The sequence below is a fragment of the Duganella sp. SG902 genome (assembly GCF_013376005.1).
Lineage (GTDB): Bacteria > Pseudomonadota > Gammaproteobacteria > Burkholderiales > Burkholderiaceae_D > Rugamonas.
Genome location: NZ_JABMJK010000019.1, coordinates 36329 through 60573, shown reverse-complemented (window position 1 = coordinate 60573; position 24245 = coordinate 36329). Strand labels below are relative to the sequence as shown.

Below are 24245 nucleotides of genomic sequence, written 5' to 3'. Positions count from 1 at the left end.
CAGTATAACATCGGCGGCTCCGGGGCCGGCCAATGGTAAAATCACGGTCTGCTCTTTCAACTTCCGTTCTTTCCATCATGACCACTACTCCTTACTCCACGCTGTCGGCCCTGTCGCCGCTGGACGGCCGCTACGCCGGTAAAACCGATCTGCTGCGTCCCATCCTGTCCGAATCCGGCTTCATGCACCACCGCGTCAAAGTAGAAATCTCCTGGCTGCAAGCGCTGTCGCTGGCCGGTTTTGACGAGATCAAGCCGTTCTCGGCCGAAGCGAACGCCCTGCTGGACAAACTGGCCGCCGACTTCACCGAAAAGGATGCGGCCCGCATCAAGGAAATCGAAGCCGTCACCAACCACGACGTCAAGGCCGTGGAATACTGGCTGAAGGAGCAGGTCAAGGATGTGCCGGAACTGGTGGCCGCGTCGGAGTTCATTCACTTCGCCTGCACCTCGGAAGACATCAACAACACCTCGCACGGCATGATGCTGAAGGCCGCGCGCGACAACGTCATGCTGCCATCGCTGCGCAAAGTGATCGAGAAGCTGACCGAAATCGCCCACGCCAACGCCGAACTGCCGATGCTGTCGCGCACCCACGGCCAGACCGCCAGCCCGACCACCCTGGGCAAGGAAATGGCCAACGTCGTGGCCCGCCTGCAGCGCGCCATCAAGCGCATCGAGCAGGTCGAAATCCTCGGCAAGATGAATGGCGCGGTCGGCAACTACAACGCCCACCTGTCGGCCTACCCATCGTTCGACTGGCCGGCGTTCTCCAAGAACGTGATCGAGCAGCGCCTGGGCCTGGTGTTCAACCCATACACCATCCAGATCGAGCCGCACGACTACATGGCCGAGCTGTTCGACGCCTTCGCGCGCGCCAACACCATCCTGCTGGACCTGAACCGCGACATCTGGAGCTACGTCTCGCTGGGCTACTTCAAGCAGAAGCTGAAAGCCGGCGAGATCGGTTCCTCGACCATGCCGCACAAGGTCAACCCGATCGACTTCGAAAACTCGGAAGGCAACCTGGGCCTGGCCAACGCCGTGCTGAAACACCTGTCGGAAAAACTGCCGGTGTCGCGCCTGCAACGCGACCTGACCGACTCGACCGTGCTGCGCAACATCGGCGTCGGCCTGGGCTACGCCCTGCTGGCCTACGACAGCTGCCTGCGCGGCCTGAACAAGCTGGAGGTGAACCCGGCCCGCCTCGAAGCCGACCTGGACGCCAACTGGGAAGTGCTGGCCGAGCCGGTGCAGACCGTGATGCGCCGCTACGGCATCGCCAACCCGTACGAGCAGCTGAAGGAGCTGACCCGCGGCAAGGGCATCTCCAAAGCCGCGCTGCAGGAATTCATCAACGGCCTGGCCGTGCCGCAGGAAGCCAAGGACCTGATGCTGGCCATGACGCCATCGAACTACACCGGCATCGCGGCGGCTCTGGCAAAAGCCATCTGATGTAATTTAGAAAACTGCTCTACACTAGCCCCGCCGACGTTCGCGTCGCGGGGCTTTTTTTCGTCCCTGCAAGCACGCCCCGGCAATCTTTGGTATATTAGTTCTAATACGTACTATTTTCCGGAGCCGTTTTATGCCACGCTATACCAAAACCGCGATGTTGCTGCACTGGCTGGTCGCCTTGCTGATCATCGCCACCTTCTTCCTCGGCCTGTCCATGGTCGCGATTCCGGGCTTCTCGCCCACCAAGCTGAAATACTTCTCGTGGCACAAGTGGATGGGCGTCACCGTGCTGATGCTGGCCGTGCTGCGTGTGCTCTGGCGCGCCACCCACACGCCGCCCGCCAAGCTGGCGTCCATTCCGGACTGGCAGCACAAGATCGCCGAAGGCATGCATTACCTGCTGTACATCCTGATCTTCGCCGTGCCGATCTCGGGCTACCTGTACTCGTACGCGGCCGGGGTGCCGGTGGTGTACCTGGGGCTGTGGCAAATGCCTGCCCCGATCGCGCCGGATCCTGAACTTAAGGCAACTTTAAAAACCGTCCATTATGTTTTGACCATGACGATGGCCGCGGCGGTTGTGGCGCACGCCCTGGCCGCGCTCAAGCATCACTTTATCGACCGCGACGTCACGCTGAAACGCATGCTGCCGCTGTAAATCCCACCCACTGGAGCCACACAACATGAACACCATGAAGAAAATCGCCCTCGTTTCCCTGCTGGGTGTCGCCTTTGCCGCCAGCGCGGCCGCGCTGAAAACCGATCCGGCCAAGAGCACCGTGACCGCCACCTTCAAGCAAATGAACGTGCCGGTGGACGCCAAGTTCAAGAAATTCACCGCCGCCATCGACTATGACGCCGCCAAGCCGGACGCCGCCAAGGCCACCGTGGAAGTGGACACCGGCAGCATGGACCTGGGCGACGCCGAGTACAACAAGGAAGTGGCGAAGAAGGAATGGTTCAACGCCGCGCAATTCCCGAAAGCCACCTTCGTCTCGTCCTCGATCAAGCCGGCCGGCGCCGGCAAGCTGACCGTGACCGGCAAGCTCACCATCAAGGGCAAGACCACCGACGTCACCTTCCCGCTGACCGTGAAGGCCGACGGCAAGAACCAGGTGTTTGACGGTGCCGTGCCGATCAAGCGCCTGGCCTACAACATCGGCGAAGGCGAATGGAAAGACACCAGCATGGTGGCGGACGAGGTCACCATCAAATTCCACGTCGTCGCCGCGCAATAAACCACTGAGAACCACTGAGGGAGACTTACCACATGAAATTGCAGATCCTGATCGCCACGCTGTTGGCCGCCTCGGCCACGTCCGCCATCGCCGCCACCTACAACATCGACTCGACCCACACCTACCCGAGCTTCGAGGCCGACCACATGGGGCTGTCGGTCTGGCGCGGCAAGTTCGACAAAACCAGCGGCACCGTGACGCTGGACACGGCGGCCAAGACCGGCGCGCTGGACGTGAAGATCGACGCCGCCTCGATCGACTTCGGCTTCGACAAGATGAACTCGCACGCCAAGGGCGCGGACATGTTCAACGTGGAGAAATTCCCGACCATCACCTACACCAGCAAATCGTTCAAGTTCGAGGGCGACAAGCTGGTGGCGGTGGACGGCGAGCTGACCTTGCTGGGCGTAACCAAGCCGGTGGCGCTGAAGGTGAACAAGTTCAAGTGCATCATGCACCCGCGCCTGAAGCGTGAAGTGTGCGGCGCCGACGCCAGCGCCGAGTTCAAGCGCAGCGACTTCGGCCTCAACTACGGCCTGCCGAACTTCTCGCCCGAAGTAAAGCTGGCGATCCAGATCGAAGCCATCAAGGCCGACTAAGCCCTCCAATCCGGGGTCAGGTCCTCCATTTCTACACGGGCTGTGCCGTAGCGGCCGCTACGGCACAGCCCGTGTAGAAATGGAGGACCTGACCCCGGAGTTATTTTCCTGAAAATTCTGGTTGACGTGAACGGAAGGTCTGACGATACTTTGTTCGCCACAATTTATCAGGAAGACAAATGAAAAAATCCCTCCTCGTGCTCGCCATCCTGAGCACCGCAGCCCACGCCGACGAAGGCATGTGGATGCCGCAGCAGCTGCCACAAGTAGCCAAGCAACTGAAGGCAGCCGGCCTGAAACTCGATCCCGCCAACCTGACCAAGCTGACCGAGTTCCCCATGGGCGCCATCGTCAGCCTCGGCGGCTGCTCGGCCTCCTTCGTGTCGCCCCAGGGCCTGGTCGCCACCAACCACCACTGCGTCTACGGCAGCGTGGCGCACAATTCCACGCCGCAACGCGACCTGCTGGCCAACGGTTTCCTGGCCCGCAACCTGGGCGAGGCGTTGCCCGCCGCGCCCGGCACCCGCGTCTACGTGACCAAGGCGGTGACCGATGTCAGCAAGCAGATCATCACCCCGGCCGTCGCCAAGCTGAGCGGCAAGCAGCGCAGCGACGCCATCGAGAACAACCAGAAAACCCTGCAGACCGAGTGCGAGAAGGATCCCGGCCACCGCTGCACGGTGTCGTCCTACTACGGCGGCCTGGAGTACTACCTGATCAAGCAGCTGGAAATCCGCGACGTGCGCCTGGTGCACGCGCCGCCCGAGGGCGTGGGCAAGTTCGGCGGCGACACCGATAACTGGATGTGGCCGCGCCACACCGGCGACTACGGCTTCTACCGCGCCTACGTCAGCAAGGACGGCAAGGCCGCCGACTATAGCAAGGACAACGTGCCCTACCTGCCGCAGCACTACCTGAAGCTGGCCAAGGAAGGCGTGAAGGAGGGCGACTTCATCATGGTGCTGGGCTATCCCGGCCGCACCAACCGCCACCGCTTGCCGTCGGAAGTGGCGTTCACCTTCGACTGGAACTATCCGGCCTTCGTGAAGTCCTCGGCCGAGAACCTGGCCATCATCGCCGACGCCACCAAGGACAACAAGGACACCGCGCTGAAGTACGCGTCGCAGGTGGCCAATATCAACAACTACTACAAGAACCGCCAGGGCATGCTGGACTCCTACGCCGGCAGCGACATGCTCAAGCGTAAGACCGCCGAGCACGAGGCGCTCAAGCAGTGGATCAACGCCGACGCCAAGCGCAAGGCCGAGTACGCCGGCGACATCGCGCTGGTGGAACAGTTGATCGCCCAGCGCGACGCCGAGTACAAGCGTGACTATTACTTCAGCTCGTCCAAGCCACGCCTGCTGAACACGGCGCGCACCCTGTACCGCCTGGCCAACGAGAACACCAAGCCGGACGCCGAGCGCAAATCGGGCTTCCAGCAACGCGACGTGCCACGCATCAAGTCGGCCGTCGACGCGCTGGTGCGCAATTACGACGAGAAGGTCGACAAGGCGCTGATCATGAACAGCCTCGTCAAGTACGCCGCCCAGCCGGCGTCCCAGCGCAACGCCGCGTTCGACGCCGTGGTCGGCATCAAGGACGGCATGAGCAAGGAGCAGCTGCAGGCCGCGCTGGACCAGTTGTACGCCGGCACCAAGCTGAACGACACCAACGAGCGCAAGGCGTGGCTGGAGCGCAAGCCGGAGGAGTTCAAGGCCAGCAACGACAGCTTCATCAAGGCGGCCGTGGCGCTGTACGAGCCGGACCTGAAGGCCGAGGCCGAAGAGGAGGAGCTCGGCGGCAAGCTGCAGCAAGCCTACGCCAACTACATGAAGGCCAAGATCGCCTACATGCACAGCAAGGGCCAGGCGGTTTATCCGGACGCCAACAGCACCCTGCGCGTGACCTTCGGCAAGATCGCCGGCCGCGCCCCGGGCGCGGACGGCACCACCTGGAAGGCCTTCACCACCGTGCAGGGGGTGGCCGCCAAGGCCACCGGCCAGGGCGAGTTCAACGCCCCGGCGGCGCAGCTGAAAGCCATCAAGGACAAGGACTTCGGCAAGTACGTCGATCCGGTGCTGAAGTCGGTGCCGGTGGCCTATCTGGCCACGCTGGACATCACCGGCGGCAACTCCGGCTCGGCCGCGCTGAACAGCAAGGGCGAATGGATCGGCCTGGCGTTTGACGGCACGCTCGATTCCATCATCTCGGACTGGGACTTCAACAAGGCCATGACGCGCGACATCCAGGTCGACCTGCGCTACATCCTGTGGAACATGAAGCACGTCGACCACGCCGACAATCTGCTGAAGGAAATGAACGCCGAGTAAGCGTTTCCCGCGACAACCAGGAACCACGCCCCGGCAATGCGGCGTGGTTTTTTTACGCCACGCTGTAGTCCTGCAGGATTTCCAGCGTCGAGGCCAGCCCAATCTGCCCGGCGTGCCGCGCCAGCCAGCGCGTGGCCGCCGCATGCCCCTCGTCGTGCAAGTGCCGCAGGAACCGCGGCTCGGCATTGAGCTTGCTGGAGATACCATAGCCGCCAAGCAGCTCGATGCCGCTGATCATGTGCAGGCGCGGCTGTCCCTGCGGCAAGGCCGCGACCTCGCGCAGGAAGCTGATGTTGAAGGCGATTTCGTTGGAGCGGTTGGCGATGTCGGCCATGTTGCGCGGCGCGTGCTGGCGCGCGATCGGGTTGTTGCGCACGATGATCACGTCAGCGTCGTCGCGCAGCAGGAACGGCGCCAGCGGCGGATTGGCCACGTAGCTGCCGTCCCAGTAGGCCTCGCCATCGATCCGCACACCGGCGAACACGGTCGGCAGGCAGGCCGATGCCATAACTTTTTGCGCGTCCATCTCGTCGCGCGTAAAGATGCGGCCGGCGCCGCTGCGCACGTTGGTGGCGCCGATGAACAGTTCCAGTTCTTCACACGCGCGCACGCGCTCGAAATCCACCAGCACCGCCAACAGGTTGTGCAGCGGATTCTGCGAGAACGGCATGTCCGGCACCGGCCCCACGGCCGCGCCGGCCATTTCCAGCATCTGGTAGGCAGGCGAGAATTCCATCGTCCAGCCGCCGGCCAGATGGTCGAGCGGCGTGCGCTGCAATGGACTCATCAGCATCGCCTGTCCCAGCGCGGTCCAGAAGCGGCGCAGCGCCTGCTGCGCCCCGCGCCGGCCGCCACCACGCGCGTAGCCATCGGCCAGCACCACCGCGTTGATGGCGCCCGAGCTGCAGCCACTGATGCTGTCGAACAGCAAATCCTCCTCGTCCAGCAAACGGTCCAGCACGCCCCAGGTATAGGCGCCGTAGGTGCCGGCGCCCTGCAAGCCCACACACACCCGCCCGCGCGCGCCGGTCACGCGCGGTCCTTGCGGTGATTGATCAGCGCGCCAGCCGCCAGGCCCAGGCCGAACGCGGTGTACACCAGCGCCAGCGAACCGCGCGAGACGCGTTCCTCAAAGCCGGGCCGCAAGCGCCTCGGCGTCAACTGGTAGTCGACGAAGCAAGCCACCGCCGTCGCGGCGGCGGACGCCGTCAGCGTGGTCCCGACGGATTTGCGAGCCAGCACGGTGGCCGCCGCCTGTTCAAACAAGCTCGCCCACATCAACGAGCTGGCGTGGTGGATGCCATAGCCGACCAGCGTGTATTTCCAGGTCGGCGCATTCTTGCGCAAGGCCTTGTCGCCCCACAGCCAGTGACTGATGGCATTGGTGCCCGCGAACACATGGCCGCTTTCCTTTCTCGAGCACAGCGCCAACACGGCCGCCGACGCCACGCTGGCCAGCGCGCCCGGCACCATGCCCTTGCCTATTGCGGCTTTCCAATCGTCCATGCGGCTTCTCCTGATTCGTGTATGGTCGCAGTTCAAGATACAGAAAAACCCATACGGACGGCGCGACGCAGAAAAGCAATGGAATACTTTGTCTACAAGTGGCTGCACATCCTGTCCTCGACGCTGCTGTTCGGCACCGGCATCGGCACGGCGTGGTATCTGCTGTTCGCCGTCATCAGCCGCAACGTGGTGGTGATCGCCGCCGTCACGCGCATTGTCGTGATTGCCGACTGGCTATTTACCGGCGTCACCATGATCGTGCAGCCGGCCACCGGGTTCTACCTGATCCATCTGGCCGGCTACCCGCTGCACAGCCGCTGGATCATGTGGTCGCTGGCGCTGTACCTGATCGCGCTGTGCTGCTGGCTGCCGGTGGTATGGCTGCAGATCCGCCTGCGCGACCTGTCGGCCGTGGCGGCGGCCACTGGCGGCGAACTGCCGCGCGCCTTCTGGCGCTGCTTCACCGGCTGGGTGATCCTCGGCGCGCCCGCCTTCTTCGCCCTGCTCGCGGTGTTCTACCTGATGGTCGCCAAGCCCGTGTGAGCCATTTTTTCCGGATCGGTTACAGTATGGCTTCCGTCCACTTACCGTAAGGAGATGTCATGCCCGCGAAGAAAATCGCTGTTGTGATCGGCAGCCTGCGCAAGGATTCGCTGAACCGGAAATTCGCCCACGAGGTGATCGCGCTGGCGCCGCCGTCGCTGGCGTTTGAAATCGTCGAGATCGGCGAACTGGCGATGTACAACCAGGACCTGGAAGAGAATGGCGCGGTGGCGCCACAGGCGTGGACGCATTTCCGCCAACGCATCAAGGAGGTCGATGGCGTGCTGTTCTTCACGCCCGAGTACAACCGCTCGACCCCGGCCGCGCTGAAGAACGCGCTGGACGTCGGCTCGCGCCCGTACGGCGCCAGCGTGTGGAGCGGCAAGCCGGCCGCCATCGTCAGCGTCTCGCCCGGCGCCACCGGCGGCTTTGGCGCCAACCACCATCTGCGCCAGTCGATGGTGTTCCTCGACATGCCGCTGTTGCAGCAGCCCGAAGCCTACATCGGCGGCGCCGCCAACCTGCTCGGCCCGGACGGCAAGCTCAACAACGACAGCACAAAACAGTTCCTGAAGAAATTCATCGATGCCTACGCCCAGTGGGTCGAGACCACCGGCAAGAAGTAATCAGCGCCTGATCGCGGTGAAGGCATAGCCGGCCGTGGTCAGCGCGGCCGGCGCGCCCCCGGCCGGCGCACCACGGTTGAGCGCCAGCAGCAGCGGCGCCTCACGCGCCGGCAGCAACGCGAGATCGGCGCCGGGCAGGCGCTGCGCCAGCGCCGGCGCCTCGTCGCGCGCGCCGCTCACATACAGCCGGTACGAGGAACGACTGTTGCCGACCTCCAGCATGAAGCCAGCCACGCCGCGCGTGCCCGGCGCGCCCGCCATCGCCGTCACCCGCAGACGCGTGTTCTTCTTGCGCAGATCCAGCGTGTTCCATACCTGCATCGGATACAGCTGCGGCCCGCCGGCCGGCGCCGCCGGCACACCCTCGCCGGCCGCCAGCGCCACGATCACCGGCATGTCCGCGCGCAGCGTGCGCAGCGGCGCCAAACCGTCGTAATGGCCGGCGCCGGCCGGCACCAGCAGCAGCAGGTCGGCCGCCGGCCAGTCGCGCGCCGCCTCCTGGCTGTAGGCCTCGCTGTCGGCGTCCACCGCCAGCAGGCGCAGTCCCTGGAAACGGATCAGCACCACGCCGCGCGCCACCAGTTGCACGCGGCCCTGCGCCATGCCGACCGTGGCGCCATCCTTGCCGCGCAGCTCGATCACATAGCGCGGCCCGATCTGCGCCACGCCCCAGCTGCACACCAACGCCAAAGCCGCCACCACGGCCACCGTCCGCAAGCCCTGTCCCATGCTGTTCTCCCGGCTGATTCCACATCCAGCCAGTAAAGCATCGACCGCTCGAATTTTCTTTGAAGCAACGCAACGATCCCGCCGTCGGCGCTCAAAAAACGGGCACGATGATACAATCTCGCCCTCGACAGCGGGCTTACCCGGCCCGCCCACCCCCAACACACACCCTCTGAGATCCAGACGACCATGCACCCAGACATGCCGACGCCTTATGAAAAAGGCAATCAAAACCAGACCACCACGTGGAGCGAATGCATCGCCTTCTACGAAGCCCTGGCGCAGCGCTTCCCGCAGGTGCTGCGATTTGAGCAAATCGGCGTGTCCGACGGCGGCATCCCGGTGCACGCAGGCGTGGTCAGCGCCGACGGCGTGCACGACCGCGCCCAGATCAAGGCCGAGGGCCGCACCGTCTTATTCAACAACAACGGCATCCACCCCGGCGAACCCGAAGGCGTGGATGCCTGCATGGCCATCGTGCGCGACCTGTGCTTCGATCCGGCCAAGCTGGCGGCGCTGGGCAAGACCGTGCTGCTGTTCGTCCCGCTGTACAACGTCGACGGCGCCCTGAACCGCGCCAACACCTCGCGCGTGAACCAGGACGGCCCGGAGCAATTCGGCTTCCGCGGCAACAGCCGCCACCTCGACCTGAACCGCGACTTCGTCAAGTGCGACACGCTCAACGCTCGTCTCTTCAACCAGTTGCTGACCAGCTGGGACCCGGACGTGATGGTCGACACCCACACCTCCAACGGCGCCGACTATCCATACACCATGACCCTGATCCACACGCAGGCGGACAAGCTGGGCTACGGCCTCGGCCCCTTCCTGCGCGAGACCATGCTGCCGCACATCTACCAGGAGATGGAAGCGAAGGGTTGGCCGACCTGCCCGTACGTCAACCCGGTCAAGGACACGCCGGACGACGGCATCGCCGAGTTCCTCGAAGTGCCGCGCTTCTCGACCGGCTTCGCCGCCCTGCACCACGTGATCGGCTTCATGCCGGAGACGCACATGCTCAAGCCCTTCAAGGACCGCTACGAATCGATGCGCGCCTTGCTGGACGTGACCATGGCCTTCACCGTCTCGCACGGCGAACAAATCAGGCAGCTGCGCGCCGCCGCCCGCGAGCAGGCCGCCAACGCCAGCGAATGGACCGTGGCGTGGAAGATGGACGAGAATAATCCGTCGACCTTCCGCTTCAAGGGCTATGAGGCCAAGCGCAGCCCGTCGCTGCTGGGCGACTACCAGCGCCTGTCGTACGACCGCAGCAAGCCGTGGGAAAAGGACATCGCCTACTACAACAGCTTTGTGCCGGCGGCCACCGTGCGCGCGCCGAAAGGCTACATCGTGCCGCAAGCCTGGCGCGAAGCCATCGAGCGCCTGCAGTGGAACGGCGTCGACATGGCCCGCTTCGACGAGGCATCGACGGTGGAGGCGCAGTACTACCACATCGTTTCCGTGACCTCGCGCCCGACCGCCTACGAAGGCCATATGTACCACGACGAGGTGCGGCTGGAAGCGCGCACCGGCAGCTTCACCGTGCAGCCCGGCGACTACTTCGTTCCGCTCAAGCAGGCCAACGCCCGCTACGCCGTCGAAACGCTGGAGCCGCAAGGGCATGATTCCTTCTTCCGCTGGGGCTTCTTCAACAGCGTGCTGGAGAAAAAGGAGAACTACTCCGATTACGTGTTCGAAGACCTGGCGCTGGAAATGTTGGAAACCGAGCCTGAGCTGAAAGCCAAATTCGAGGCATGGAAGGCCGCCAATCCGGCACTGCTGTCCAATCAGGACGCGGTGCTCGGCTTCATCTTCGCCAACGGCAAACGCCACGCGGAACCTGAATGGCGCCGCTACCCGGTGCTGTCCGTCCTCTAAAATTCAGTTCTTCGCGTTACCCACATGCGCATCTTGGCGATCCTGAGATGCGCATGCAAGCTGCCCACAAGGCCATAGCCATGCATTACGCACTCAACCTGCGCACCTTCTTCTATAGCCATTACTTTTATCTTGGCTTGCGTTTCGCCGCCGGACTGGTAGGCGTCACGTTGTTCACCCTTCAATTCGCCGACATGGCCGTCGCCATGACGGTGTGCATCGGCGCGCTCTGCACCGCGCTGATGGACATGCCCAGCCCCCTGCGCCACAAATTCAACGAGATGAGCGCCTCGGTGCTGCTGTGCGGCGCAGTCACGCTGCTCATCAGTTTGTGCGCGCCCTATCATTGGCTGCTCATGACCATGCTGGTGGTGATCAGCTTTGGCGCCTGCATGATGGTGGTCTACGGCCGCAAGTCGATGCCGCTGCAACTGGCCACGCTGTTCATCATGACCATGTCGATGGAGCACTCGATGACGGCGCGCGAATCCTTCATCCACACCGGTTTGTTCACACTGGGCGCGGTGGCCTACCTCGCCTACGCGATGGGCATTTCTTGGACACTGCGCCACCGCATCAAGCAGCAGGTGCTGGCGGAGGCGTTGTTCGAGCTGGCGGCCTACATCGACATCAAGGCCGACTTCTACGACACGCGCTACAACCTCACCGAACAATTCAATAAGCTGATCCGCCATCAAAGCCTGCTGGCCGACCGCCAGCAAGCCTCGCGCGACCTGATCCTGCGCTCGCACAACAACGCCAAGGACGCCATCGTGGTGCAGGTCCACGTTTGCATGCTGGACCTGTATGAGCTGATCCTCTCCACCCACACCGACTACGCGCAGCTGCGCGTGCACCTGGCGGATTCGCCGGTGCTGAAAACGCTGCACGACCTGGCCTACAAGGCGGCGCGCGATATCGAATCGGTGGCGTATGACGTCACGCGCAAGAAGGCGTCCTATCCCGAGATTTCATACGGGCCGGAACTGGACGCGATCGAGGCCGAACTGGCCGCCATCCAGCAACGCATCAACGAAGGCAAGCCGCAGCAGGAGGCGCTGGCCGTGCTGCGCGCCCAGCGCAACAAGATCCGCGCCATCATCAAGATGATCGGCGAGCTGCATCAGGCCAGCCAGAAGGTCTACGACACCACGCCATTCTGGGCCGACGCCGACATGGGGCCGTTCCTGTCGCAGCAGAAGTACGAATTCCGCATGATCCTCTCGCACCTGCGCTGGAATTCGCCGATCTTCCGCTTCTCGCTGCGCGTGGCGATGGCGATTTCGGTCGGCCTGCTGGTCGGCGCCTGGCTGCCGTATGCGGCGCACAGCTACTGGATCGTGCTGACCATCGTGATCATCCTGAAGCCATCCTTCAGCATGACCAAGCAGCGCCGGCGCGACCGCATCGTCGGCACCGTGATCGGCTGCGTCATCACGGCGCTGATCCTCAAGTTCCTCAACTACCCGGCCTTCATCCTCGGCGCGCTGGTGCTGTCCACTGTGGCCATGCCGACCTTTGTCTACCTGCGCTACCGCTACGCGGCGGTGGCGGTCAGCGTGATGATCCTGCTGCAGATGTACCTGATCGCGCCGGGCAACCAGAACCTCATCATGGAAAGGCTGGTCGATACCATCGTTGGCGCGGTGGTGGCGACGGCGTTCAGCTTTGTGCTGGCCAACTGGGAGTATCAAAGCCTGCCACGCCTGGTGCGCGGCGTGCTGGAGGTGAACCTGCGCTACATGCGGGCCAGCTTCGATCTGCTGCAAGGGAAGGGCAAGGACGATTTCGCCTACCGCATCGAGCGCAAACGCCTGATGGACGCGCTGGCGGGACTGAGCTCCGCGCTGGTGCGCATGCTCGACGAGCCGTCCAGCAAGCAACGCGCGGTGGAGGACATCAATCAGTTCATCGTGCAGAACTACCTGCTGATGGCGCACGTGGCGGCCCTGCGCGCCATCCTGCGCCGCCACGTGAAGGAACTGCCGACCGGGCCGCTGAACGCCATGCTGTCGGAAAGCCACCAGCAGGTGGTGGAGGTGCTCACGCTGGCGCTGGCCCCGCACCAGGCAGGCGCGCGCGAGGCAGCTGTGCAGGCGGGCGAGCACGCGCTGATGTCGGCCTCCACGCTGTCGGCGCAGGAAGCCGCCGCCGCCGCTGCCGCGCTGGTACCGTGGTCCGGCTGGCCGCTGGTCCAGCGCCGCATCCGTCTATTGCAGGCGGACGCCGTGAAAATCATCGTCCACAGCGAAGCAATCCTGCGCGATGTGACGTAACATGGGAGGATGACCGCCAACTCATCCTTCACCACCCGCGACCTGCTTTCCGCCCTGCTGGTGGTTATCATCTGGGGCACCAACTTCGTCGCCATGAAAGTCGGCCTGCGCGACCTGACGCCGTTCCAGCTGGGCGCGGCGCGCTACGTGTTCGCCATCCTGCCGCTGATCCTGTTCGTGAGGCCACCCAAGCTGCCGGCCAGGTGGATACTCGCTTACGGCCTGAGTCAGGGCGTGGGTCAATTCGGCCTGCTGTTCCTGTCGCTGAAGGTGGGGATGTCGGCTTCGCTGGCGTCGGTCATCCTGCAGACGCAGGTCTTCTTCACCGCCATCTTCGGCTTCCTGCTACTGAAGGAGCGCACCAGCCGCGCCCTGCTGGCCGGCCTGGCGCTGGCTGCGGTGGGTCTGCTGTGCTTCGCCATGAGCGCCCTGCGGGCGATCCACGCCAGCGACATCACGCCCGCCGGTTTCGCGCTATGCCTCGCCGGCGCGGCCATGTGGGCGGTGTCGAACATCGTGGTGCGGCGCGCGCAGCGGGCCACGCCGGAATTCGACGTGATCAGTTTTATCGTCTGGTGCGGCGCCGTGCCCATCGTGCCCTTCGTGCTGCTGTCGCTGGCCTTCGATGATCCGGCCACGCGCTGGCAATGGGTCGGCGCGCCGCTGGCGGCCTGGGTGTCCGTGGCGTATATCGGCTGGATGTCCACCATCATCGGCTACGCGCTGTGGACCCGGCTATTGAAGCGCCACCCGGTCAATCGGGTCGCCCCTTTCAGCCTTGGCGTGCCGGTGATCGGCATCGCGTCTGGCATGGTGGCGCTGGGCGACACCATCACCGGCTGGCAGTGGGCCGGTATCACGCTGGTTGTGGCGGCGCTGGTGTGCACCATGTTTGGCGGCCGCTGGCTGGACCGCCGGGCTTGATCACGCCGCGAAGCAGACCCGGTTGCGGCCCGTCTCCTTGGCGCGATACAGCAGCGCGTCGGCCTTTTGCAACATGGCTTCCGCCGTGCCGGCCGCGAGGTCGGCATACACGCCCATGCTCATCGTGACCTTCAGGTCCGGATGCACCTGATGCCACGGGAAGGACTCGATAATCCCGCGCAGCTTGTCGCACAGCGCGGCCGCCTGCGGCAGTTCGGTCTCCGGGAAGGCGATCACGAATTCCTCGCCGCCGTAGCGCGCCACCAGATCGCTCAGGCGCATATGGCTGCGCAGGATCTCGCCGACCTGGCGCAGCACCGCGTCGCCGGTGGCGTGCGAGAACTGGTCGTTGATCTTCTTGAAGTAGTCGATATCGCCGATCACCATCGCCAGCGGGCGCTTGTGCCGCACCGCGTGGCTGAACAAGGTGGTGGCCTGCTCGTCGAAGTGGCGGCGGTTGTGCAGCTTGGTCAGCGCGTCGCGCACACTGAGCTCGCGCATTTGCTCGGCCTGCGCCAGGATGGTCTGGTGCGACTCCTGCAGCTCCTGGTGCGAGCGCGCCAGCTTCTCGCTCATGTCGTTGAAGGCGACGGCCAGTTCGGCCACTTCGTCCTTGCCCTCCACCGGCACGCGCTGCAGCAGCGAGCCGCCATGCATGGCGCGCACCGCGCTGGTCAGGTGGCCGAGCGTGCGGCCAAGACTGCGGCTTAACAGGAAGCCGAGCACCAACGCCAGCACCGCCGCGCCGCTGACGCCATACCACAGCGCCTCGCGCATCGCGGCCAGATACTGGAGTTCCTGCTTGCTCGGCGTGATGACGCCCTCCGGCGACACGTAGGCGGCCACCCGGCCATTGACCATGACCGGACGCGCATCCTTGCGCGCGGCCTCGGGCAGCGCCTCGCCATGGCGGTACACGCCGGCGCCCAGCACCACACGAAAGTCCTGATCGGCCAGGATGAAACGGAATGGCGGTTCGCCGCCCCGGCGTGGCGGGCGGCGGCCCTCGTCATTGCCCTCGCCGCGTGGCCGGCGCTCTGGTTCGCCCTCGCCGCGCGGCGGCGGTCCGCGGCCGTCATCCATGCCGCCCCGAGGATCGTCCTGCGGGCCGCGTCCCTCGTCGCGTGGCGGACGGCGGTCTTCGCTTTGCGCGCCGTCCGACAGCATCGGCGGCTGCTCGCCGGACTGCATGAATTCATCGAAGCCCTGCTTGCCGGGGCTGTCCTGCCAGCTGCCGTACTTCCGCAGGTAGGCGGTGACCGCCGTATGGAACTGCTCCGCCGCCCGCTCGCGCCGGATGGAATCCACCTTCTTGGTCATGCCGATATAGGCCAGGGTGCCCACCATCGCCACCGCGGCCAGTCCGGTCAGCAGCAAAGCCAGCATGAATTTTGTGCGCAGCGACATCCCAACCCCATCAGATTATTGCCAAACGGACACAATCATACCTGAACGTAGTTTCACCGAGAAAAGAAATTTGCTGCCAAAGGGCAATGGTGTTTCATAGGGAAAACACGGAGTTATACATTTAATTTATGGCTCGTATCACAAATCAAAAGTTTATTTATTACTGAAAGGGGCGCATACTGCAACGCATCAAACGGATATTCATGGAGCTTCAAATGAGCGCAACGACCTACAACACCTTTGCTGACAACGGCTACTTCGCCAACATCGCCAACGCCGCGCGTCAACTGATCGCCGCCCTGTTCGCTGTCCAGCCAGTTGTATCGCAGCGCAACAAGGAAGAAACCATCTGGTGGCTGAACCGCCTGGCCGCCGATAGCGAGCTGCATTCGCCTAACCTGGCTGCTGAGCTGCGCTATTTCGCTTCCCGCGGTTAATCGAATCTACTTCAAGGAGAACACCATGCTGACCATCATCGAAAACCTGCCTGCCGCAATCGCCCTGTCCGGCCTGGTGCTGCGCCTCTACCTGGGCAACAAGCCAGAAAACAAGGCTGAATAAGCTATACAGCTACTGAGCAAAATGGCAAAAAGCCCCGGCGCGCGCAAGCGGCCGGGGCTTTTTTAGTTGAGCCGGGAATTTCTCATCCCGTACAGGAAGTAGGTCAGAATCGCCGCGCTCATCCAGATCACGAACACGGTATAAGTCGTCATCGACAAGCCGAACATCAGATATAAGCAGGCCCCGATGCTCAAGCCCGGCACGAGGTAAGGACCGCCGGGCACGCGGAAGCCCTTCACCGCCGACGCGCCTTCCTTGTGGCGCATCACCGGCACCGCCAGCGACACCACGATGAAGGCCGTCAGCGTGCCCATGCTGACCATGTCCCACAGGAAGGTGGCGTCCACGAAGCCGGCCACCAGGCCCACCACGATGCACACGATCAGCGTGTTCTGCACCGGCGAACCGGTGCGCGGGCTGACCTTCTGGAACGATTTCGAGATCAGGCCGTCCTTGGCGATGGCGTACAGGATGCGCGTCTGGCCGTAGATGGTCACCAGCGTCACGCTGAACACCGAGATCACGGCGCCCGCCGCCAGCACCAGCGCCGGCCAGGTCTGGCCGGTGACGTTCTGCAGGATGACGGCCAGGCCGGCTTCCTGGCCGGCGAACTTGGCCGCCGGCTGCGCGCCCATCGCGGCCACCGCCACCAGCATGTAGAACAGGGTGACGATGCCGAGCGCGGCCAGAATGCCGATCGGCACGTTGCGGGTCGGGTTGCGCACCTCCTCGCCGGCCGTGGCCACGGTATCCAGGCCGATGAAGGAGAAGAACACGGTGGCCGCCGCCGCCGTCACGCCGGCCACGCCGGTGTAGTGCACGCCGCCGTCCGGGCTGAAGAACGGGTGGAAGTTGTTGATGTCGAAACCGCTGAAGGCGATCACCACGAAGAAGATCAGGATGGCCAGCTTGACCAGCACCATGATGGCGTTGGTGGTGGCCGACTCCTTGGCGCCGCGCACCAGCAGCAGGCAGCACAGGCAGACCAGGATGATCGGCGGCAGGTTGATATGGCCGCCGTGGATCTCGATGCCGTGCGCGGTGGAGACGATCATCGGCGTGCGCAGCAGTTCGGGGATGTGCCAGCCGAACGCGTTGTTGAGGAAGTTGTTCAGGTAGTCCGACCAGCCGATGGCGGTGGCGCTGGCGGCCAGGCCGTACTCCAGCAGCAGGCAGGCGGCCATGATGAAGGCCAGGAACTCGCCCACGGTGGCGTAGGCGAACGAGTACGAGGAGCCGGAGGCGGGAATGCGGAACGACAGTTCGGCGTAACACAGCGCCGTCAGGCCGGCGGTGATCGCCGCGATCAGGAAGGACAGGATCACCGACGGGCCGGCCTTGGGTACGGCTTCGACCATGGTGAAGAAGATGCCGGTGCCGATGGTGGCGCCGACGCCGATCATCGTCAGGGGAAACAGGCCTATGGAGCGGTGCAGACTGTTACTGCTGCTTGCAGCTTGTTCGGTGTTTTTATTGTCGACCGGCTTGGTACGGGTCAGTTTCTGGACCAGCGTTTGGTTCACAGGCAATCCTTGTGGGAGTCTATATTCAGGCAAAAAACACAGCGATTATAGGGCCTGGCGGCGCGCGGCCCTACAGGTATTTTGTGCCAGAAATACAACCTCCCTCGCCTTGACGTTACAAGTGCTTACTTTTGATACAGCGGCATGTATAGATTGGAAACTAGGCGCAGGTTACGCTTGAGGCAAGTGTTACCAAAAGCCAAGAAGGAGAGCCAGCATGCCGATCAAGAAAATCCCGACCGTATCCCGCCGCTTCCATCCCGCCGCCGTCACCGGCGCCGCCATGATGCTGGTCGGCCTGGCCATCACCCTGACCGCCCTGATCGTCCGCGCCTAACCCCCTCTCAAGCCAGAGCGTCGATGTTGGTGCCGAGCTTGTCGGCGCTGGTCGACGCCGCTGCGGATTTGGCGGCTTGGGCCATGTCGTAGACCAGCTGCTCTTGCTGCGTAACGGTGCCGTCCTCGTTCTTGTCGGCGGCCTCGTAGGTTTTGGCGCTGCTCGCGCTGACACTGCTGGCGCCACCGCCACCACCTTGCGGTGCCGCGCCGCCGCCCTGAGGACGTGGCGGCTTGAAGTCGCCGCTCTTGATGGCCGATTCCAGGTCATCCTTCGTGATCGAGCCGGTGCCCTCCTTGTCGATCGCCTCGTATTGTTTGGTCGCGTCTTCGGACGAGACGCCTTTGGACTCCAGGCCTTTCACGAATTCGTCTTTGCTGACCTTGCCGTCGGTGTCGGCATCCATGTCCTTGAAGACCCTGGAGGCGAAACGCGCCGCGCCTTTCGATGGGTCGAAGGTGGCGGCGCTGGTGCTGTTGCTGGATGTGCTGCTGATTGCGGTCGTCATGGCTCTTACTCCGTAGTTAAGGACAATGCTGCTCCTGTTAACGAACCAATCCATGTATCAATGACCCCGCGAAGTGTAAAGGCGGGTAAAGATCAGCCGACCCGCACCACCATCAAGCCCGCGCGCAAGCCCACCCGCACGTCGGGATTTGGGAACACCACCAGCTCCTCCGGATACTGCACGGTGTAGATGGTGTCGCCATCGCGCGCGATCTCTTCACCTTGTTTCATGGCGGTGAAGTTATGGGTCTCTTTGCCGAACGCCATCTTGAACTGGTCGCTCAACTTGATGATCTGGCGCGCGGTGTTGAAGATGTGCGGCCGCCGCGTGCCCTCGCGCTTGGGCGCGCCGCGCAGCAGGTCGTCCAGCGCCTGCGACGCCTCCTGGAACTGCGCCAGGTCGTTCTGCCCCAGCGTGCCAATGCGGCCCAGTTCAATGGTGGTGCCGGCCGCCGCGTGATGTTCGGCCGAGTAATAGCTGTACGTCCCCACCGAGGCGGGATTCATGATGATGGCGCCGATGCCGGCAAGGCCCAGCCAGTCGATCAACGCGCCACGCGGTTCGTCCCGAATCAGCTCCGGCACGATGGCGAAGGTTGGGTACACCGACGGCCGGATCGCGGTGTGCAGGTCGAGATGCCAGCGCACCGGCCCCGCGTCCTTGAAGAAGGCGGTGGTGGCCGCGATCATCACGTCCGCGCGCGCGGCTTCCGCCGTGCCCTCCAGCGTGCCGCGCTGTGCACGGAACATGCGGTTCAGGTCCGCGTCGATGAAGCGCTTGCCGGCGCGGATGGCGCCGATGTTGCCGACGCAGAGCATCAGATCCACCGCCAGCGCGGAAGGCTGATGCGACAAGGCGTCCAGCAAGTAAGCCACGACCTCGATCGGGCCGGTCTCGTCGCCATGCACGCCGACCGAGACCAGCACCGCCGGCCGCGCCGCGCCGCCAGCCGCCTTGATGGTGATGATGCCGTCCGCCGGCTCGGCGACCGTGAATCCGGCCGCCGCGAAGCGCGGCGCGATGGCGCTGAAGTCCGCCTCCGCGAGCGCGCGGACCGCCGGCGGCAAGGCTGCTGGCAAGTCGCTCATCGTGTCACGCCGCCACCGCGGTGGCGTTGACCGCCTCGGACAAGGCCCACACGTCCAGCATGGCCTGCTCGAGGTCCGACGCCACCGCGTAGCCCGACAAGCCCAGCGTGTTGGCGACGACTTCCACCGCCTCCACCGCCGAGTGATCGCCGGTGGCATGCTTGAGCACTTGCGACAGCAGGCGTTGCTGCGTGCGGCGCAGCGCGTTCTGCGCGTAGCTGCGCAGCTGCTCCTGCGAACGGCTGGTGGCCGGCAGCTTCAGGCCGCGTTCCAGCGTGTCGATGCCCACCTGCGCGCGCAACGCCAGGCCCACTTGCAGGAAGGCCGGCAAGTCCATGCCCGCCGGACGCTGCACCGACAGGGCCGCGAACACAAACGCCGCCACCGCTTCGATCGCGTCGACCGCCATCCAGGCGCGCACGAATTCCGGGCGCAGGCCGGAGGTCAGCTCAGCCTCCGACTGGCCGCTGACGGGCGTCAGCTGCGCCAGCGTTTCCGGATTGGCGAACAGGCGGGTCAACTCGTCCACGCCCTTGCGCAGCTGATCGGCAGGCACCGACAGCGCGCCTTCGATCACGGCCTTTTGCAGCACGCGGGTGTGCGCATCGACCTTGATCGACACCGCGCGCGGCACTTTCAGCGCATCCGCGTCCAGCGCGTTGAACACCGGCGCCAGGTTCAGCGCGGACCACGCCTGGCCCCACGCCAGGATCACGTCCGCTTCATCCACGCCATGCTCGCCGGCCAGTTGGCGCAGCATCAGCGGACCGCAACGGTTGACCGATTCGTTGGCCAGCACGGTGGCCAGGATGGCGTTCGCCAGCGGGTGAGCCAGCGCCGGACGGGTTGCCACCAGCAGATCCGGGAAGTACGGCTTGAGCACCGATTCGGCCCAGCTGTTTTCCGTCAGCGGCAGCGCCGACAGGATGCGCTTGTAGCGGTTCTTCACGTTGGCGATCACCACCGCCAGTTCCGGCGTGGTCAGGCCGCGGCCATCGGCCTTGCGGCGCGCCAGTTCCGCCACCGAAGGCAGTTGCTCCAGTTCGCGCGACAGCGCGCCCTCTTCCTCCAGCGAGGCGATCAGCGCGGCATAGCCGTCCTGCACGGCCGCGTCGCCCTGCGCCTGCAGCTCGCGCACCAGCAGCTGCGTTTGCAGCGTGTTGTCGCGCAGGACCAGGCGTTCGATATCGTCGGTCATCTCGTTGAGGATGCGGTTGCGGTCCGCCTCGCTCAACTGGCCGGCGTTCATTTCCACGTCCAGCCACATCTTCGCGTTCACCTCGTGGTCCGAGCAATCCACGCCGGCCGAGTTGTCGATCGCGTCGGTGAAGATGCGGCCGCCCGACAGCGCGAACTCGATACGGCCCGCCTGCGTCGCACCGAGGTTGCCGCCCTCGGTCACCACCTTGCAGCGCAGCTCATTGCCGTTGACGCGGATGTTGTCGTTGGCGCGGTCCTTCACCTGCGCATGGGTTTCGGTGGAGGCCTTGATGTAGGTGCCGATGCCGCCGTTGTAGAACAGGTCCACCGGCGCCAGCAGGATACGGTGCATCAGCTCTTCCGGCGCCAGCGCGGTTTCCTCGATATCCAGCACGGCACGGATTTCCGGCGACAGTTCGATCGAGCGCGCAGTACGTGGGAACACGCCGCCGCCTTTCGAGATCAGTTCCTTGTTGTAGTCGTCCCACGAGGAGCGTGGCAGCGCGAACATGCGTTCGCGTTCCTTGAACGAGACTTCCATGTCCGGATTCGGGTCGAGGAAGATGTGACGGTGGTCGAAGGCCGCCACGATCTTCAGCTTGCGCGACAACAGCGCGCCATTGCCGAACACGTCGCCCGACATGTCGCCCACGCCGACCATGGTCACAGGCTGCGCGTGGATGTCGTGGTCCATCTCGTAGAAGTGGCGCTTGACCGCTTCAAACGCGCCCTTGGCGGTGATGCCCATCTTCTTGTGGTCATAGCCGTTGGAGCCGCCCGAGGCGAAAGCGTCGCCCAGCCAGAAGCCGCGCTGCACGGCGATGCTGTTGGCGATGTCGGAGAAGGTCGCGGTGCCCTTGTCGGCCGCCACCACCAGATACGGGTCGTTGCCGTCGTAGCAGACGGTATCGGTTGGGGAGACGATCTTGCCCAGCACGCGGTTGTCGGTCACCTCCAGCAGGCTGGAAATGAACAGGCGGTAGACTGCTTCGCCTTCCGCCGCGATGGTTTCGCGTGGAGCGTCCTTCGGCATCTGCTTGCAGACGAAGCCGCCCTTGGCGCCGGCCGGCACGATGACGGCGTTCTTCACCATCTGCGCCTTCACCAGGCCAAGCACCTCGGTGCGGTAGTCCTCCATGCGGTCCGACCAGCGCAGGCCGCCGCGCGCCACCGGGCCGCCGCGCAGGTGCACGCCTTCGAAGCGGCGCGAGAACACGAAGATCTCGCGGAACGGACGCGGCTCCGGCACCAGCGACAGGTTGCTGGTGTCGAACTTGAAGATGATCTTGTCGCCCTTCTGGTTGTTCTGGAAGTAGTTGGTGCGCAGGGTGGCGCCGATCAGGGTCGCCATGGCGCCCAGCACCGCTTCGCTGTCGGCGTGGTTGATGGCCGGCAGGCGGCTCTTGATGTCGGCCAGCTTGTCCAGCGAGGCGGCGCGGGTGGCGTCGTCCAGCGACGGATCGAAGCGCTGCAGGAAGGCGTTCACCAGTTCCTTGACCAGCGCTGGCTGGGTGCGCAGCGTTTCAGCCATATAGCGCACCGAGAAGTTGGTGCCGGTCTGGCGCCAGTAGCTCATGTAGGCGCGCACCAGCTGCACTTCGCGCACACTCAGGCCGCCTTCGATGACCAGGCCATTCAGGCGGCCGTCTTCCGCTTCGTTGTTGAACAGCGTGGAGAACAGTTCCTCGGCCACCGGCACGATCTCCGGCTTGGCCAGCTTGACGGCGCTGGCGGCATCCACCGACAGGCTGGTGACGTAGTGGCGCTCACCATTCACGCGCAGCGAGTAGGCCTGTTCGCGGTCGATCGCCACGCCGGCGTTGTGCAGCGCCGGAAGGATGGTCGACAGCGAGGGCACGCGGTCTACCGAGTACAGGCGGATGGTGGTGTGGCCATTGTCGGCATCCACGCGAACGTTCACGCGCGCCGGGTCCGGGTTGCGCAGGATGGCGCCCAGATCGTGGAAGGCGGCGGATGGCGTGGTCGCGGCAACGTAATCCGGCGGCAGCGTGGCGCACATCTTGCGCAGGCTGGCGCGCAGCGGCACGTCTGTCACGGCGTCGGCCAGCACGGAGAACTGGTCGTGCCAGCCATCCAGCACCGACAACAGCGGCTGCTGAATGTCGGTTTCCAGATCCAGCGGATAGCGCGCGCCATGCGCGATCAGGTACACCCGCGCCAGCGGGCCGTCCGCCACCAGCGTTTGCGAGCTGACGTGGTGAGCGCCGGAGCTGGCTTGCAGCGCTTTCGCCAGCGCGGAAGCGACGCTCGCGCTGTAACGCTCGCGCGGCAGGTAGACCAGCACGTTCAAGTGGCGTGCGTACACGTCGCGGCGCGCGAACACCTTGGCGCGCGGCTGCTTGTACAACGAGACCACGGCGCCGCAGACTTCCGCCAGCCATTCAGGTTCCGCTTCCAGCGCCTCGGTGCGCGGCAGCGATTCGAGGATCTCGACGAATTTCTCGGCGCGGAAGCCTTCCTGGCGCACGCCGGCGATGCTCAGCACGCGCGCCACGCGGCCGCGCGCGAACGGCAGGCGGTTCAGCGGCGTGGACGTGGCGGCGCGGGTGAACAGGCCCACGAAGCAGTATTCGCCCAGGATGGCGCCTTGCGCGTCGGTGTGGCGAACGCCGATGAAGTCCAGTTGCTGGTCGCGGTGCAGCGTGCCTTCCACGTCCGCCTTGACGATGGACAGGGTGTGGCCGCGCTTGGACAGGGTATCAAAGTCGCCTGGGATGTTGGCCAGGCAGGTGCCGTACACTGGGTGCGAGGTGTCCTGCAGCACGCCGATGCGGCTCGGAATGTCGCGCTCCAGCTCACGCACGCCCGGCTTGACCTGATAGTAAGCGTAGCCGAACGGTTCGAAGCCTTCGGTCTTGGCCCATTCGAGGAAGGCGGCGACCTCCTTGCCTTCTTCACCGTGGGTCGCGGCTTCCGCGCCGATGCGGCTGAAGTGTTCCAGCATGGCGGCGCGGTCGCGGCGCACCACGGCGGCGTCACGCGACACCATCACAATACGTTCGACCAGCGCGCCGAGTTCCGCCTCCGGCAGATCTTCCGACAGCAGCACCAACACATACGATTCCAGCTTGGCGCCATGCTCGCCAACCGCCACCACCGCGCCGTCCGCGTTGCGCGACACCGGCAGCACGGCGTTCAGCACGCCATTTGCGGTGACGCGCAGCTTGCGCATCGCCATCACGATGGAGTCCACCAGATACGGCATGTCATCGTTGAGGATCAGCAGCGCGGTGGCCTTGCCGCCGCGGCCGTCGTCGTAGCGCAGCGTGGCGATTTGTGCGCCAGTGCCGCTGCGCTTGGAAGCTTGGGTGAAACCGTCCCACAAAACCGGGGCCAGGCTATCGGGCGCGGTGCCCGCCAGGTCCTCATCATCCAGGGAGCCGAGCCAGGCACTGACCAGTGCGGCGACTTCGGTGGCGGGCTTGTTTGCGTTGACCAGATCCAGCGTTTGTTTACGCAGGTCTTGTGGCATTTGTTTCATCATGCTTCTCCAA

Annotated in this window: 19 protein-coding genes; 11 read left to right on the top strand and 8 right to left on the bottom strand. The window is 64.5% G+C overall.

Annotated features, from left to right (window positions below; translation table 11 throughout):
• Positions 1–77: 77 nt before the first annotated feature.
• The 5 genes from purB to FHW83_RS27030 all read left to right on the top strand — a co-directional run bounded on the left by purB (position 78) and on the right by FHW83_RS27030 (position 5627).
• Complete coding sequence (gene purB, locus FHW83_RS27050) at positions 78–1454, top strand: adenylosuccinate lyase (protein WP_176649471.1); 1377 nt, start codon at positions 78–80, stop codon at positions 1452–1454.
• 133 nt (positions 1455–1587) lie between these two features.
• Positions 1588–2115 (top strand): cytochrome b, encoded by a 528-nt coding sequence (locus FHW83_RS27045; protein WP_176649470.1) that lies wholly within the window; start codon positions 1588–1590, stop codon positions 2113–2115.
• A 25-nt stretch (positions 2116–2140) separates the two neighbouring features.
• Positions 2141–2695: a YceI family protein gene (locus FHW83_RS27040; protein WP_176649469.1), complete on the top strand. Its 555-nt coding sequence runs from the start codon at positions 2141–2143 to the stop codon at positions 2693–2695.
• 32 nt (positions 2696–2727) lie between these two features.
• Positions 2728–3294 carry a YceI family protein gene (locus tag FHW83_RS27035; RefSeq protein WP_176649468.1) on the top strand — a complete coding sequence of 189 codons (567 nt, stop codon included), beginning with the start codon at positions 2728–2730 and terminating at the stop codon, positions 3292–3294.
• Positions 3295–3473: 179 nt separating this feature from the next.
• Positions 3474–5627 (top strand): S46 family peptidase, encoded by a 2154-nt coding sequence (locus tag FHW83_RS27030; protein ID WP_176649467.1) that lies wholly within the window; start codon positions 3474–3476, stop codon positions 5625–5627.
• A gap of 52 nt (positions 5628–5679) precedes the next feature.
• Here the strand turns inward: FHW83_RS27030 and FHW83_RS27025 are convergent, their stop codons facing one another.
• Both FHW83_RS27025 and FHW83_RS27020 read right to left on the bottom strand, forming a co-directional pair.
• Positions 5680–6660 (bottom strand): patatin-like phospholipase family protein, encoded by a 981-nt coding sequence (locus tag FHW83_RS27025; protein ID WP_176649466.1) that lies wholly within the window; start codon positions 6658–6660, stop codon positions 5680–5682.
• A complete protein-coding gene (locus tag FHW83_RS27020; protein WP_176649465.1) occupies positions 6657–7133 on the bottom strand; it encodes a hypothetical protein in 477 nt (158 codons plus the stop codon). Before FHW83_RS27020 ends, FHW83_RS27025 begins: the two co-directional genes overlap by 4 nt.
• A 78-nt stretch (positions 7134–7211) precedes the next feature.
• Here FHW83_RS27020 and FHW83_RS27015 point away from each other — a divergent pair, with 78 nt between their 5' ends.
• Complete coding sequence (locus tag FHW83_RS27015; RefSeq protein ID WP_176649464.1) at positions 7212–7676, top strand: DUF2269 domain-containing protein; 465 nt, start codon at positions 7212–7214, stop codon at positions 7674–7676.
• A gap of 59 nt (positions 7677–7735) precedes the next feature.
• The gene (locus FHW83_RS27010) at positions 7736–8302 is read left to right on the top strand and encodes an NADPH-dependent FMN reductase (RefSeq protein ID WP_176649463.1); all 567 of its coding nucleotides are present in this window, start codon (positions 7736–7738) and stop codon (positions 8300–8302) included.
• Here the strand turns inward: FHW83_RS27010 and FHW83_RS27005 are convergent, their stop codons facing one another.
• On the bottom strand, positions 8303–9031 hold the full coding sequence (locus FHW83_RS27005; RefSeq protein ID WP_176649462.1) for a hypothetical protein: 729 nt from the start codon (positions 9029–9031) through the stop codon (positions 8303–8305).
• 186 nt (positions 9032–9217) lie between these two features.
• Here FHW83_RS27005 and FHW83_RS27000 point away from each other — a divergent pair, with 186 nt between their 5' ends.
• The 3 genes from FHW83_RS27000 (at position 9218) to FHW83_RS26990 (ending at position 14106) form a co-directional block, all read left to right on the top strand.
• Positions 9218–10906: a M14 family zinc carboxypeptidase gene (locus tag FHW83_RS27000; protein WP_176649461.1), complete on the top strand. Its 1689-nt coding sequence runs from the start codon at positions 9218–9220 to the stop codon at positions 10904–10906.
• Between the two features lie 80 nt (positions 10907–10986).
• On the top strand, positions 10987–13182 hold the full coding sequence (locus FHW83_RS26995) for an FUSC family membrane protein (RefSeq protein WP_176649460.1): 2196 nt from the start codon (positions 10987–10989) through the stop codon (positions 13180–13182).
• 9 nt (positions 13183–13191) lie between these two features.
• Positions 13192–14106, top strand: coding sequence for an EamA family transporter (locus tag FHW83_RS26990; RefSeq protein ID WP_176649459.1), 915 nt, complete (start codon positions 13192–13194; stop codon positions 14104–14106).
• Here the strand turns inward: FHW83_RS26990 and FHW83_RS26985 are convergent, their stop codons facing one another.
• On the bottom strand, positions 14107–15513 hold the full coding sequence (locus tag FHW83_RS26985) for a diguanylate cyclase (protein ID WP_176649458.1): 1407 nt from the start codon (positions 15511–15513) through the stop codon (positions 14107–14109). It abuts the gene before it with no gap.
• Positions 15514–15728: 215 nt separating this feature from the next.
• On the opposite strand from FHW83_RS26985, the gene FHW83_RS26980 reads away from it, so the two are divergent.
• Positions 15729–15950 carry a hypothetical protein gene (locus tag FHW83_RS26980; protein WP_176649457.1) on the top strand — a complete coding sequence of 74 codons (222 nt, stop codon included), beginning with the start codon at positions 15729–15731 and terminating at the stop codon, positions 15948–15950.
• A gap of 186 nt (positions 15951–16136) precedes the next feature.
• Here FHW83_RS26980 and FHW83_RS26975 read toward each other — a convergent pair whose 3' ends face one another.
• The 4 genes from FHW83_RS26975 to FHW83_RS26960 form a co-directional block, all read right to left on the bottom strand.
• A complete protein-coding gene (locus FHW83_RS26975) occupies positions 16137–17597 on the bottom strand; it encodes an amino acid permease (protein ID WP_176649456.1) in 1461 nt (486 codons plus the stop codon).
• A 344-nt stretch (positions 17598–17941) separates the two neighbouring features.
• Positions 17942–18442: an EF-hand domain-containing protein gene (locus FHW83_RS26970; RefSeq protein ID WP_176649455.1), complete on the bottom strand. Its 501-nt coding sequence runs from the start codon at positions 18440–18442 to the stop codon at positions 17942–17944.
• Between the two features lie 92 nt (positions 18443–18534).
• Positions 18535–19530, bottom strand: coding sequence for a succinylglutamate desuccinylase (locus FHW83_RS26965; RefSeq protein WP_176649454.1), 996 nt, complete (start codon positions 19528–19530; stop codon positions 18535–18537).
• Between the two features lie 4 nt (positions 19531–19534).
• Positions 19535–24232, bottom strand: a complete 4698-nt coding sequence (locus tag FHW83_RS26960) for an NAD-glutamate dehydrogenase domain-containing protein (protein ID WP_176649506.1) — start codon at positions 24230–24232, stop codon at positions 19535–19537.
• Positions 24233–24245: the final 13 nt, after the last annotated feature.